Below are 12,452 nucleotides of genomic sequence, written 5' to 3' on the forward strand. Positions count from 1 at the left end.
GCCTTTCTACTTGTCGTCATCCGGGTTTAGGTGTGTGTTGTTCCCGGCGCCGACTGTTTCGTTTCAACGGTTTCACTTCGCCGGCACCCCGTTTTGTCTGTCGTTTTCAACATTGCTGGGTTTTTCGCCGGCGTCGACGAGATCGTGGTCAGCGCCGGCGGCTCCGCCTGGTTCGACGCCGTCGCCGACGTGTTCGCCGGGATTCCGGAGCTGTCCCGGCCCGTGCTGCGGCTGCTGCGCTCCGGCGCGTACGTCTCCCACGACCACGGCTGGTACACGCGCCTGACCCCCTTCAACCGGATCCCGGAAGAGGGCGGCCTGCGCCCCGCCTTCCGGCTCTGGACGCAGGTCGTCTCACGGCCCTCCGCCACGCAGGCCTTCGTCAACGCCGGCAAGCGCGACGTCGCCTACGACCTGGGGCTGCCGGAGGCCGAGCTGGTCCGCGACGCCCTCACCGGCGAGGAGCGCCCGGCCGGCGGCGTCCGCGTGGTCAAACTGTCCGACCAGCACGCCTGGCTGGAGACGGACTCCGCCGAGGACGTGCAGGTCGGCGACTGGGTGGCGCTCGGCATGTCCCACCCGTGCACGATCTTCGAGAAGTGGCCGCTGATCCCGGTGGTGGAGGCGGACGGCACGGTCACCGACTACGTCCGCACGTTCTTCTAGCGGAGCCGCGCCGGTGGACCTGGTCATCCGCGGGGCCCGCGTCGTCGACGGCACGGGCGGGCCCTCGTACACCGCCGACGTCGGCGTCCACGAGGGCCGGATCGTCGAGATCGGCCGGATCCGCTCCGGCGGCCTGCGCACCCTCGACGCGCACGGCCTGGCCCTGGCCCCGGGCTTCGTCGACATGCACGCGCACAGCGACCTCGCCCTGCTCCGCGACCCGGACCACAGCGCCAAGGCCGCCCAGGGCGTGACCCTCGAAGTCCTCGGCCAGGACGGGCTGTCGTACGCGCCGGTCGACGACCGCACCCTCGCCGGGGTGCGGGCCGCCATCACCGGCTGGAACGGCGCGGGCGACGACGTCCGGTTCGACTGGCGGGACGTGGGCGGCTACCTGGACCGGCTCGACCGCGCCGGCATCGCCGTCAACGCCGCCTACCTCGTCCCCCAGGGCACCGTCCGCGCGTACGCCCTCGGCTGGGAGGACCGCCCCGCCACCCCCGCCGAGCTCGACCGGATGCGCGGTCTCGTCGCCGAGGGCCTCGCCCAGGGCGCCGTCGGCCTGTCCTCCGGGCTCACCTACACCCCCGGCATGTACGCGTCCGGGGCCGAACTGACCGAGCTGTGCCGGGTGGTGGCCGCGTACGGCGGCTACTACTGCCCGCACCACCGCTCGTACGGGCGCGGCGCGCTCGCCGCGTACGCCGAGATGATCGCGCTGGCCCGGGAGGCGGGCTGCGCCCTGCACCTCGCGCACGCCACCATGAACTTCGCGGAGAACGAGGGCCGGGCGGGCGAACTCCTGGCCCTCCTCGACGACGCGCTCGACGCCGGAGCCGACATCACGCTCGACTCCTATCCGTACACCCCCGGCTGCACGACCCTCGTCGCGCTCCTCCCGGGCTGGGCGAACGAGGGCGGTCCCGACGCGGTCCTCGCCCGCCTGCGCGACGACGCCGGGGCCGAGCGGATCCGTTACGCGCTGGAGGTGACGGGGTCGGACGGCTGCCACGGCGTCCCCGTCGACTGGAGCACCATCGAGGTCTCGGGGACGGCGGACCCCGCGCACGGGGCGTACGTCGGCACGCGCCTGCGGGACTGGGACGGTGCCCGGCGGCTGCTGCTGGCGGACCGGCTCGGGCCGACCGTCCTCCAGCACGTCGGCCACGAGGAGAACGTCCGGGCGGTCATGCGCCACCGGGTCCACACCGGGGGTTCCGACGGCATCCTCCAGGGCTCGAAACCGCATCCGCGGGCGTACGGGACCTTCCCCCACTACCTCGGGCACTACGTGCGCGAGCTCGGCGTGCTCTCGCTGGAGGAGTGCGTGGCCCATCTCGCGGGCCGCCCCGCGGCCCGGCTGCGGCTGCCCGACCGCGGTGCGGTCCGCACCGGGTACCGCGCCGACCTCGTCCTCTTCGACCCGGACACGGTCGCGGCCGGGTCGACGTTCGCGCACCCGCGCGCGCTGCCGGCCGGCATCCCGCACGTGCTCATCGACGGCCGCTTCGTGATGCGCGACGGGCGCAGGACGGACGTGCGGGCCGGCCGCTCGATCCGCAGGACCCCCTGGCGCGGGCGCTGACGTCCCGCGCGCGGCGGGCGTCGCCCGCGGGACCAACGGGCCCCCGGGACGGGCCCCTTCGAGGTGCCGGGCCGTCCGCCTACGATGGGCGGCATGTTCGCCTTTGTCCCCGCCGCGCTGTTTTTCGTCCTCTTCTGTGCGAGTGTGCGGGAGGACCGCCGGCGCTTCCGGAACGCGGTCCTCCTGGGCCTCACCCTCATCTGCGCGTCGATCGGCGTGCTGCTGCGCATACCCGGGCTGCCGTCACCCCTGGACGCGATCGCGGTCCTGGTGGTGCTGACCGTGCCGACGGTCGGCACCCTCGTCCTCGCCGGCTATCTGATCCGCAACGGCCTGACGATGGTCCGCAAGGAGGGCCGCAGGCCGACCAATCTGCTGTCCATGGCGGCGGGGCTGGGGATCCTGGCGCTGATCGCACTGGTCCTCGGGGTGGCCGGGCGGGGCTCCCGGGTCGCGGACACGATGGTGGCGGGCCTGGTCCTGCTCGTCGGCTACGTCTCCTTCCTCTTCCTCTGCTTCCTCGTCTACGCGTTCCTCTACGCACGGATCACGGTGCGCGGTGACGTCGACTACGTGGTGATGCTGGGCTCCGGCCTGATCTGCGGCGAGCGGGTGTCGCCGCTGCTGGCCTCCCGGCTGGAGAAGGGACGGCAGATCCACGCCGCCCAGGTCGCCCGCGGCGGCCGGGTGCCGCTGCTGCTGGTCTCCGGCGGACAGGGGACGGACGAGAGGCTCTCGGAGGCGCGGGCGATGGCCGACTGGCTGATCGCGCGGGGCGTCCCGGAGGACGGGATACGGCTGGAGGACCGCTCCCGCACGACGAAGGAGAACCTCGCCTTCAGCCGCACGATCATGGCCGATGCCGATCCCGGCTACCGCTGCGTGGTCGTCACCAACAACTTCCACGCCTTCCGGGCCGCGATGACGGCCCGCAGGGCCGGGGTCAACGGCCAGGTGCTGGGGTCCCCGACCGCCACGTACTTCTGGCCGAGCGCCACCCTGCGCGAGTTCGTCGCCGTGTTCTGGGAGCACCGGACGGTCAACCTCGGCATCTGCGCGGCGATCGCGGCCCTGACCGCGGCGGCGGCCGTCGCCGCGGTGTAGCCGACGTGCGTTCATGGCGGCGGCGCCGGAGGATGAGGGGATCGGGGGGCATTCCGAGGAGGTAACCGATGGACAGTGAATCGGACCAGCAGCCCAACCGGCCGGCCAAGCTGTACAGCGGCGGGGAGCGGCCGTACGACCCTGAGGACCTCGTGATGGTGCAGGGGATGGAGCCGACTCCGGAGCGGCTCGAGAAGGCGCGCCAGCTGATCGAGAAGGAGGGTCCGCAGGTCATCGAGCGCTACCTGCCCTAGCGGGGCGGTGACGCAGGACGAAAGCTGCTGGCGGCCCCGGCCCGGGCATCTCCCCCGGCCGGGGCCACCCGCGTGGGGCCCGGCCGCTACGGGGCGCTGCCCGGGGCGGCCGCTGCGGCTCCGGCCGCCCCGGCGGCTTCGCGGTGCACGCTCCACAGGACCGAGCCGAGCAGCAGCGCTCCGGGCAGGATCCCCGCCACCACGGCGACGGCCGCCCGGGGGGAGCCGAGGGCGGACAGCGCCAGGCCCACGGCGCCGCACGCGGACATCGCGGCGGCCAGCCGGTTCAGCGCGGGCATCCGCCAGACGGCCGCGAGCCCGAAGAAGTGCACTCCGACCACGAGCGCGATCCAGGCGACCACGGCGTGCGGAGCGTCCAGCGGGCCGTTGAGGACGAGGATCCCGGCCGTGCAGGCGATCACCTCGGCGCCCACCACGTACCCGTAGCTGCGGCCGAAGTACGACGGCGCCCCGGCATCCTTGCGCGCGCCCGGCCGGGGCGCGGGGCTGCGGCGCACCCCGCGGAGCACGGCCAGGAAGGCGATCAGCGCGAGCACCCGCAGGGGGACGGCGGCTGCCGCCGGCAGGGCGGCCGCGTTCACCTGGACGAAGGCGAGCCCGAAGGTCGCGCCGATGATGCGGCCCGTCTTTTCCCTTGTCATGTCCACAGTTTCCCCGATGATGATCATGTGGCACAACGCGCGCACGCGCGCCACGACGCGCGCGCCGCGGCCGACCGCATCCAGAATCGGAGAAGGATCGTTAAGCCGCGCGGGGGGTCTGATTCCGGAGGCACCGCCATGCAGACGATCACCATCGACTGGGACCACCCCACCGACCCGAAGCCCGGCCGCGAGCGGGACCACGTACAGGACTACGTGGCGACCGGCGGACTCGACGGCCACCTCTGGCACGGGGTCCCCACGCTCCTGCTCACCACGTTCGACCGCACCACGGGCCGGACCGCCCGGACCCCGCTGATCTACTCGACCGACGCGGACCGGCACATCGTGCTCGCCGCCGACTGGGGCGCCCCGGAGCACCCGGCCTGGTACCGGAACCTGACCGCCCACCCCGAGGTCCGCCTCCAGGTCGGCGGGGCCGTCTTCCGGGCCACGGCCCGTACGGCGTGCCCGGCGGAGCGGGACGTCTACTGGCCGGCGATGACGGCCCTGTGGCCCCTCTTCGACGACTACCGCAGCGCGGCGGCCCCCCGCGAGATCCCCCTGGTGATCATCACCCCGTAACGCCCGCGCCGGCGAAGCCGCTCAGGCGAAGTCGTAGACCGTGACGGCCACGCCCTTGGCGCACAGGGCCTCGGTGACCAGCGGCTCGATCCGGGACCACTTGCCGCCGGCCAGGCCGCAGCCGATGCGCGGCATGTGGACCGAGGCCCCCCGTTCGAGCGCGTGCCCCGCCAGGGCGGCGAGGCAGCGCTCCACCGCGTCGTAGCGGACCGGGGGGCCGCCGCTGCCCGTGCGTATGCCGCGCTGGCCGACCATGTTGGCCACCCAGACGTCCTCCCGCACCCGGACCAGCTGGACGGCGCCCAGGCCGAAATCGTTGCCGCTGCGGCGGCGGTGCCAGGCCCGGAACTCCTTCTCGGACTCGGGCCAGCGCTTCGAGAGCGCCAGCACGAAGCCCTTGCCCCATCCGCCGATGTCGTTGCAGACATGCGCGATGATCTTCGGCCCCTTGGCCTGCGGACTGGTCGCGTCCCCCGCGATGATCCTCAGCTGCTCCACGTCCCGCCCCTTTCCCCACCCACGACCGTACGGGCAGGCACCGACAACGGCGCCGCGGCCGGCACCCCGGAGTGACGAGCGCAACACCGTTGCCCGTCCGCACCGCCGTACTCACCCATTCCGCAGGTCGGAGCGCTGCGGTGGCCGCCGTTTCCAAGGGCGGACCGCACCGCCACCCTCCCATCGCGCGAAACAGGACATATCCCACCCCCTGTTCCCGTTCGGAATACCCCGGCGGACCGGCCGCCCGGCCCGTAAGCTCCCGTCATGCAGGTGATCCAGTCAACGAAACTCGCCAATGTCTGCTACGAGATCCGCGGCCCCGTCCTCGAAGAGGCGATGCGGCTCGAAGCAGCAGGTCATCGCATCCTCAAGCTGAACACCGGCAACCCCGCGGCCTTCGGCTTCGAGTGCCCGCCGGAGATCCTCGAGGACATGCTCCGCAACCTGGGCAACGCCCACGGGTACGGGGACGCGAAGGGGCTGCTCTCCGCGCGCCGCGCGGTCATGCAGCACTACCAGACCAAGGGCATCGAGCTGGACGTCGAGGACATCTACCTCGGCAACGGCGTCTCCGAGCTGATCCAGATGTCGATGCAGGCGCTGCTCGACGACGGCGACGAGGTGCTCGTCCCCGCGCCGGACTACCCGCTGTGGACCGCCTCCGTCTCGCTGGCCGGCGGCACCGCCGTGCACTACCGCTGCGACGAGCAGTCCGACTGGATGCCGGACCTCGCCGACATCGAGCGCAAGGTCACCGACCGCACCCGCGCGATCGTGATCATCAACCCGAACAACCCGACCGGTGCCGTCTACGACGACGAGATGCTGCGCGGGCTCACCGACATCGCGCGCCGCCACAACCTGATCGTCTGCTCCGACGAGATCTACGACCGGATCCTCTACGACGGAACCACGCACACCAACACCGCCGCGATCGCGCCCGACCTGCTGACCCTCACGTTCAACGGGCTGTCCAAGAACTACCGCGTCGCCGGCTACCGGGCCGGCTGGATGGCGGTCTGCGGCCCCAAGAAGCACGCCTCCTCGTACATCGAGGGCCTGACGATCCTGGCCAACATGCGGCTGTGCGCGAACATGCCCTCGCAGCACGCCGTCGCGACGGCCCTCGGCGGCCGGCAGTCGATCAACGACCTGGTGCTGCCGGGCGGGCGGCTGCTGGAGCAGCGCGACACGGCCTACGACCTGCTGACGCAGATCCCCGGCATCACCTGCGTGAAGCCCAAGGGCGCGCTGTACCTGTTCCCGAAGCTCGACCCGGCCGTCTACAAGATCAAGGACGACCGCCAGATGGTCCTCGACCTGCTGCGGGCCGAGAAGATCATGGTGGTGCACGGCACCGGCTTCAACTGGTCCGAGCCCGACCACTTCCGCATCGTGACGCTGCCGAACGCCAAGGACCTGGCGGACGCGGTGACCCGGATCGGCAAGTTCCTGGACGGGTACGGCCAGCACTAGGGCCCGCCTCCCCCGCACGGGAGTCCGAATACCGGATCGAGCACAACTTTAGAACCAATCCAATGTAGGATGGCCTCCTGACCAGACAGGAGGCCTCCTCATGTACGAGCCGATCCGCACCAAGTCGGTCGTCCACCGTGTGGGCGGCCACCACTCCGACCGCCAGGCCGGGTACCCGCAGAGCAGTCGCGCCGAAGCGCTGGACATCCAGCTCGCCGGACATCTGGCCGCCCTGCTCACCGTCACCGACGAGCTCGGCCTCGACGGCGCCGCCGCCCGGATCGCCGCCCAGGTGACGCGGCTGCGCGGCTCCGAGCCCGCCCGCGCGCCGCACGCCGACATCACCGGCGCCGCCGGACTCGCCGCCCTGCACCAGCGGGCCCACGACCTCGCCGGCCGCGCGCTGGTCGTCGCCGCGTCCCGCGCCGACACCACCGTCGCGATCCTCGCCGCCGAGCGCATGGACGCCCACGCCGCCGCCCTGGCCCCGCAGCACCTGGCCGGCAGCCTCTGACCGGCCCCGGTCGGGGGCCGCGGAGGCTCGGGACCGGGCGCCATGACCCCGCGGCTACGGCGCCGCCGCGAACTCGGCGGCGGCGACCCCGCACCACGGCACCGTCGCGACCGGCCACACCGGCCCGACCGCCTCGCCGCGCTCCGTCGCGCCCGGGGCCACCCCCGGGATCCTCACCAGCGCCTGGGCCGCCCGCTCACCCGGCTCCGCATCGGCCTTCTCGCGGAACTCCACCGTGACGACGTACGCGCCGTCGCCCCCGGGCCGGCCCGCCACCTCCACCGCCGCGACCACCCGCCGGCTCCACGCGTCGACCCGGCACCCGGTCACCCGTACGTCGTCCACCGCGGGCCGCGACGGGGCCGCACCCGGCTCACCGCTGGCCCACACGTACAGGCCCAGCGGGGCGAACACCAGCAGGCCGGCCACGACCGTCAGGCCGACCGCCCAGCCCTGCCACTTCAACGCGCTCACGCCCATGGGACGATCCTCCCGGCCCGCCGCCCCGCCTGCCAGCACCGGCCGATCCACACAGCATTTCGAAGTGGGACCGCCTGGACACCCGACGTTCATTCAACTTCGCGCGGAATGTGGGTTTCCGCGAGCACGCTGCCCCCGTGAGACGCATCCTGGGAATCGCCCTGGCGGTCGTCCTCCTCTGCGGCGTGACCGCCATCGCGCTCGCCGGAGGAGAGAAGACCCCCGGCACGGCAACGAAGACCGTGAAAGGCGTCATCGGGTCCGAGAAGTCCGAGTACTTCCGCGACCCCGACGTCGTCAAAGCCCTGGCCGACAAGGGCTACACCGTGAAGACCGAGACGTCCGGATCCTGGGCGATGGACCAACTCGCCCTCAAGGAATTCGACTTCGCCTTCCCCGGCAGCAGTGAACCCGCCCCCGAGATCGAGGCCGCGGCGGGCGTGAAGGGCGCGCAGACCACCAGGCCCTTCTTCTCCCCGCTCGTGGTCATCGCCCGCGCGAACGCCGCCAGGGTGCTCGCCGACAACGGCCTCGCCAAGATGACCGGCAAGAACTGGGGGACCCTCCTGATGGGCCCCTACCTCAGGGCCGCCGACGAGAAGCGCACCTGGCAGCAGCTGTCCGGCTCCGCCGCCCACCCCGAGCTCGGCGGCACCGTGTTCATCAAGACCACCGATCCGGCGACCTCCAACTCCGGGGCCCTGTTCCTGGCCGCCACCTCGAACGTCGCCAACGGCAACAACGTGGTCTCCGACCAGGCCGGCATCGACCGCACCGCGCCGCTGATGCAGAAGCTGATCTCCGTCCAGGGCGCCCTGGAGCCGAGCACCGACGACCCGTTCCGGGCCTTCATCTCCGGCAGCGGCGAACCGCTGATCCTGGCGTACGAGTCCCAGGTCGCCGCCCTGCTCCAGCAGGGCCGGGCTCCGGGCGACATGGTGGTGCTCTACCCGGACACCACCGTCAACTCCCCGCACACCTTCGTGCCGATCAGCCAGAACGCCGAGGAGCTCGGCAACCTCCTCGCCAACGACCCGAAGCTGCGCGAGCTGGCCGTCCGCCACGGGTTCCGGCCGCAGAACGGCGTGCCCGAGTTCACCGCGGCCACCGCCGCGCACGCCGCGTACCTCAACCCCGAGCTGACCGGCATCCGCCAGGTCAGCGCACCGACCGTCAAGATCCTCATGGCGCTGGCCGAGCGCGCCAAGGGTTAGGGGGACCACCGCATGACTCCGACTCGACCCGCCGACGGCGCGGAGAGCCCGCTCGTCCTCACCGCTCCCGAACCCGTCGCCCCCGTCCGGCGGGAACAGACCTCCGGCCTCGTCCCGCTCCAGGACGGCGTGCACGAGGAGATGGCCCGCCGGGCCGGGGAGTACGTCGGCTCGCTCGCCGGGATCGACACCCGCTCCCCCGAGTTCGCCGGCCGCGTCGGCGAGATCTCCGCCCTCGGCTCCGCCGACATCCGCAGCGCCGCCCAGCAGTCCAACCGGATGCTCGACCGTGCCGTACGGTCCCTCGGCTCCGACGGCGGCGACGCCCAGGCCCGGGTCGCGGGCTCCCTGGTCGAACTGCGCCGCACCGTGGCGGACCTCGACCCGCGGGACACGCCCGCCAAGGGCGTCAAGGGCCTCCTGGCCAGGCTGCCCGGCGGCAACAGGCTCCGCGACCACGTGGCCGGGTACGCCTCCTCGCAGACCACCCTCGACAAGATCGTGGGCGCGCTGCGCGGCGGCCAGGACGAGCTGCGCCGCGACAACGCGGCGCTGCACACCGAACGGGCGCGCCTGTGGGAGACCATGGGCAGGCTCCAGGAGTACGCGGTCCTCACCGGGGCCCTCGACGCAGCCGTCGGGCAGCGCATCGCCGAGGCGGAGCACACGGACCCGCAGGCGGCCGACGTCATGCGCGCCGACCTCCTCTTCCCGGTCCGGCAGAAGCACCAGGACCTGCTGACCCAGCTGGCGGTGTGCGCGCAGGGCTACCTGGCGATGGACGTGGTCCGCCGCACCAACGACGAGCTGATCAAGGGCGTCGACCGGGCCGCCACCACCACCGTCTCCGCCCTGCGGATCGCCGTGATGCTGGCCTCGGCCCTCGACGGCCAGCGTCGGGTGATCGAGCAGGTCGACGCCCTGAAGGGGACCACCGAGGAGCTGATCCGGGGCAACGCGGACATGCTGTCCACCCAGAGCGGCGAGATCCAGCGGATCGCGGCCGACCCGGCGGTGGGCGCGGAGACGCTGCGTTCGGCCTTCGCCCGGATCCACACGACGCTGGACGCGATCGACGCGTTCAGGGCGCAGGCCGCCGAGAACATGGCCGCCACCGTCGAGTCCCTGACCGGCGAGCTGCGGACCGCCTCGGCGTACCTGGCGCGGACCCGCACCTCCGGCGTCCTCGAAGGCGGGGCCCCGTGAGCATCCGTACCGCGTCGGTGCGCAGACGGCTGGCCGCGGCCGTCGCGCTCACCGCGACGCTGCTGGGGGCCTCGGCCTGCACCTCGGAGGGGCCCGCGCAGCCGGACCGGTCGGCGTACCGGGAGGGCGTGCTGCGGGTGCTGGCCTCCAGCGAACTGGCCGACATGGAGCCGGTGCTGAAGGCCGCGAAGGCCGCCACCGGGGTCGGCGTCGAGCTCACCTGGTCCGGCACCCTGGACGCGGTCGAGCAGGTCGCCTCCGGGAAGGCCGACGGCAAGTACGACGCCATCTGGCTGTCCTCCAACGACTATCTGCGGCTGCGCCCCGAGGCCGCCGGCAAGCTCAGCAGCGAGACGCCGGTGATGTCCTCGCCGGTCGCGCTCGGGATCCGGGCGGACGCGCTGGCCCGGCTCGGCTGGAAGCCGGAGGAGGTCACCTGGTCGGCGGTGCACGAGGCCGTGGCCGCCGGGAGGCTGACGTACGGGATGACCGACCCGGTGCGCTCCAACTCCGGTTTCTCCGCGCTGATCTCGGTGGCCTCCGGGCTGTCGGGCGCGCAGGCGGCGCTGACCGACGCGGACGTGAAGACGGCGCAGCCCAAGCTGAAGGAGTTCTTCGCCGGGCAGAAGCTGACCTCGGGCTCCTCCGGCTGGCTGGCCACCGCGTACACCCAGCGCGGGGACGTGGACGCGCTCGTGAACTACGAGTCGGTGCTGCTGTCCATGAACCGGGACGCGAAGGCGGGCCTGACGGTGATCCGGCCGCGCGACGGGGTGGTCACCGCCCACTACCCGCTGACCCTGCTGACCTCGGCCCCGGCCGGGGCCCGCGAGTCGGGGCGGGCGCTGACCGACTACCTCAGCGGCGCCGGGGCGCAGAAGGCGATCACCGAGAAGACGTTCCGCCGGCCGGTGACGGCCGGGGTGCGGCCCGCCGCCGGGCTGGAGCCGGACCAGCGGCGCGAGCTGCCGTTCCCCGGCACCCGGTCGGTCGCCGACGGGCTGCTGGCCTCGTACGAGAACGAGCTGCGCCGCCCCTCGCGCACGGTGTACGTGCTGGACACCTCGGGCTCGATGGCCGAGGAGGACCGCATCGGGCGGCTGCGGTCGGCGCTCACCGAGCTGACGGGGACGGGCGGTTCGGGGACCGGGCAGCGGTTCCGGGACCGCGAGGAGGTGACGCTCCTGCCGTTCGGCGACAAGGTGAAGGAGGTGCTGACGCACGTCGTCGAGCCGGGCGACCCCGGGCCCGCGCTGGACGCGATCCGCAGCGACGTGAAGTCGCTCCGGCCGGAGGGGGGCACGGCGGTGTACGGCAGTCTGAAGGCCGCGTACGAGCACCTGGGCCGGGGCAACGCGGACGCGTTCACCTCGATCGTGCTGATGACGGACGGGCAGAGCGGCGACAAGGCGAAGGAGTTCGACACCTTCTACGCCGGACTGCCGCAGGCGCAGAAGCACACGCCGGTCTTCGCGGTGCTGTTCGGGGACTCGGACCGCAAGGAACTCGGCCACATCACCGAACTGACCGGCGGACGGCTCTTCGACGCCACCGGCGGCAACGGTTCGCTGGGCGGCGCCTTCGAGGAGATCCGTGGCTACCAGTAGGGCGTTCGGTACGCGCCTCCTGCGCTGCCTGGAGTCGAAGAAGAACCTGGCGGGCAGCGCCTGCGGGATCCTCGGGCTGGGCCTGACCGTCACCGGGGCGGCGGGCGCGTACTGGCCGCTCGTCGTGGCCGGGCTCTACGGCGTGGGCGCGCTGGTCGCCCCGCCGGAGCCGCCGGAGCCGCCCCGGCCGCAGGGTCCCACCGAGCAGTTGGGCGGGGTGCGGGAGCGGTTCGGCCGGCTGCGGGAGTACGTGGCCGAGGTGGAGCTGCCCGATCCGGCCGCGGGCCGGCTCGCGGAGCTGATGGACCTGTACGGGGCCCTGCTGGAGCCGGGGTGGGTGGCCGACGTCCTGGCCGCCGATCCGGAATCGGTGCACACGCTGTCGCGGGCGATCGAGCTGGACGTGCCGGAGTGCGTGGACACGTACAACCGGACCCGCTGGTGGACCCGGCTCACCCCGGGCGGGGAGTCGCCGGAACGCCACCTGGAGCGGCAGCTGTCGCTGCTGCACGAGGAGGCGGAACGCCTGACGGCGGACCTCCAGGACAGGGTGGTGCGCCGGCCGCCGTCGCACCCCGCCGATCGGGGGGGGCGCGGG

Annotated in this window: 13 protein-coding genes and 1 pseudogene; 11 read left to right on the forward strand and 3 right to left on the reverse strand. The window is 72.9% G+C overall.

The window, feature by feature from the left end:
• Nucleotides 1-39: 39 nt before the first annotated feature.
• The 4 genes and pseudogenes from ACFXA3_RS19020 to ACFXA3_RS19035 all read left to right on the forward strand — a co-directional run.
• Nucleotides 40-666: pseudogene (locus ACFXA3_RS19020) on the forward strand (amino acid deaminase); the annotation flags it as partial.
• 13 nt (nucleotides 667-679) lie between these two features.
• A complete protein-coding gene (locus tag ACFXA3_RS19025; protein ID WP_385188153.1) occupies nucleotides 680-2,251 on the forward strand; it encodes an amidohydrolase family protein in 1,572 nt (523 codons plus the stop codon).
• A 93-nt stretch (nucleotides 2,252-2,344) separates the two neighbouring features.
• Nucleotides 2,345-3,355: a YdcF family protein gene (locus ACFXA3_RS19030; protein WP_385188154.1), complete on the forward strand. Its 1,011-nt coding sequence runs from the start codon at nucleotides 2,345-2,347 to the stop codon at nucleotides 3,353-3,355.
• A gap of 68 nt (nucleotides 3,356-3,423) precedes the next feature.
• The gene (locus ACFXA3_RS19035) at nucleotides 3,424-3,609 is read left to right on the forward strand and encodes a hypothetical protein (protein WP_054224160.1); all 186 of its coding nucleotides are present in this window, start codon (nucleotides 3,424-3,426) and stop codon (nucleotides 3,607-3,609) included.
• 86 nt (nucleotides 3,610-3,695) lie between these two features.
• Here the strand turns inward: ACFXA3_RS19035 and ACFXA3_RS19040 are convergent, their stop codons facing one another.
• Nucleotides 3,696-4,271, reverse strand: coding sequence for a hypothetical protein (locus ACFXA3_RS19040; RefSeq protein WP_385188156.1), 576 nt, complete (start codon nucleotides 4,269-4,271; stop codon nucleotides 3,696-3,698).
• A 138-nt stretch (nucleotides 4,272-4,409) separates the two neighbouring features.
• On the opposite strand from ACFXA3_RS19040, the gene ACFXA3_RS19045 reads away from it, so the two are divergent.
• Nucleotides 4,410-4,856: a nitroreductase family deazaflavin-dependent oxidoreductase gene (locus tag ACFXA3_RS19045; protein ID WP_385188158.1), complete on the forward strand. Its 447-nt coding sequence runs from the start codon at nucleotides 4,410-4,412 to the stop codon at nucleotides 4,854-4,856.
• Between the two features lie 21 nt (nucleotides 4,857-4,877).
• On the opposite strand, the gene ACFXA3_RS19050 is transcribed toward ACFXA3_RS19045, so the two are convergent.
• Entirely contained in the window at nucleotides 4,878-5,354 is a 477-nt protein-coding gene (locus ACFXA3_RS19050; RefSeq protein ID WP_385188160.1) for a macro domain-containing protein, read from the reverse strand.
• 267 nt (nucleotides 5,355-5,621) lie between these two features.
• On the opposite strand from ACFXA3_RS19050, the gene ACFXA3_RS19055 reads away from it, so the two are divergent.
• Both ACFXA3_RS19055 and ACFXA3_RS19060 read left to right on the forward strand, forming a co-directional pair.
• Nucleotides 5,622-6,833, forward strand: a complete 1,212-nt coding sequence (locus ACFXA3_RS19055; protein ID WP_385188162.1) for a pyridoxal phosphate-dependent aminotransferase — start codon at nucleotides 5,622-5,624, stop codon at nucleotides 6,831-6,833.
• A 100-nt stretch (nucleotides 6,834-6,933) separates the two neighbouring features.
• Nucleotides 6,934-7,347, forward strand: a complete 414-nt coding sequence (locus ACFXA3_RS19060) for a hypothetical protein (protein WP_385188164.1) — start codon at nucleotides 6,934-6,936, stop codon at nucleotides 7,345-7,347.
• Nucleotides 7,348-7,401: 54 nt separating this feature from the next.
• Here the strand turns inward: ACFXA3_RS19060 and ACFXA3_RS19065 are convergent, their stop codons facing one another.
• Entirely contained in the window at nucleotides 7,402-7,821 is a 420-nt protein-coding gene (locus ACFXA3_RS19065) for a hypothetical protein (RefSeq protein ID WP_385188166.1), read from the reverse strand.
• A gap of 143 nt (nucleotides 7,822-7,964) precedes the next feature.
• On the opposite strand from ACFXA3_RS19065, the gene ACFXA3_RS19070 reads away from it, so the two are divergent.
• From ACFXA3_RS19070 to ACFXA3_RS19085, 4 genes are all read left to right on the forward strand, one after another.
• Nucleotides 7,965-9,041 (forward strand): hypothetical protein, encoded by a 1,077-nt coding sequence (locus ACFXA3_RS19070; protein WP_385188168.1) that lies wholly within the window; start codon nucleotides 7,965-7,967, stop codon nucleotides 9,039-9,041.
• Nucleotides 9,042-9,053: 12 nt separating this feature from the next.
• Nucleotides 9,054-10,247 carry a toxic anion resistance protein gene (locus tag ACFXA3_RS19075; protein ID WP_385188169.1) on the forward strand — a complete coding sequence of 398 codons (1,194 nt, stop codon included), beginning with the start codon at nucleotides 9,054-9,056 and terminating at the stop codon, nucleotides 10,245-10,247.
• Nucleotides 10,244-11,854: a substrate-binding domain-containing protein gene (locus ACFXA3_RS19080; protein ID WP_385188171.1), complete on the forward strand. Its 1,611-nt coding sequence runs from the start codon at nucleotides 10,244-10,246 to the stop codon at nucleotides 11,852-11,854. Before ACFXA3_RS19075 ends, ACFXA3_RS19080 begins: the two co-directional genes overlap by 4 nt.
• Nucleotides 11,841-12,452 (forward strand): hypothetical protein (locus ACFXA3_RS19085; protein ID WP_385188172.1); only part of this gene is annotated, 612 nt, incomplete at its 3' end. The genes ACFXA3_RS19080 and ACFXA3_RS19085, both read left to right, overlap by 14 nt.

Origin of the sequence: Streptomyces sp. NPDC059456 (genome assembly GCF_042750055.1) — a bacterium.
In the GTDB taxonomy this organism is placed as follows: Bacteria; Actinomycetota; Actinomycetes; order Streptomycetales; family Streptomycetaceae; genus Streptomyces.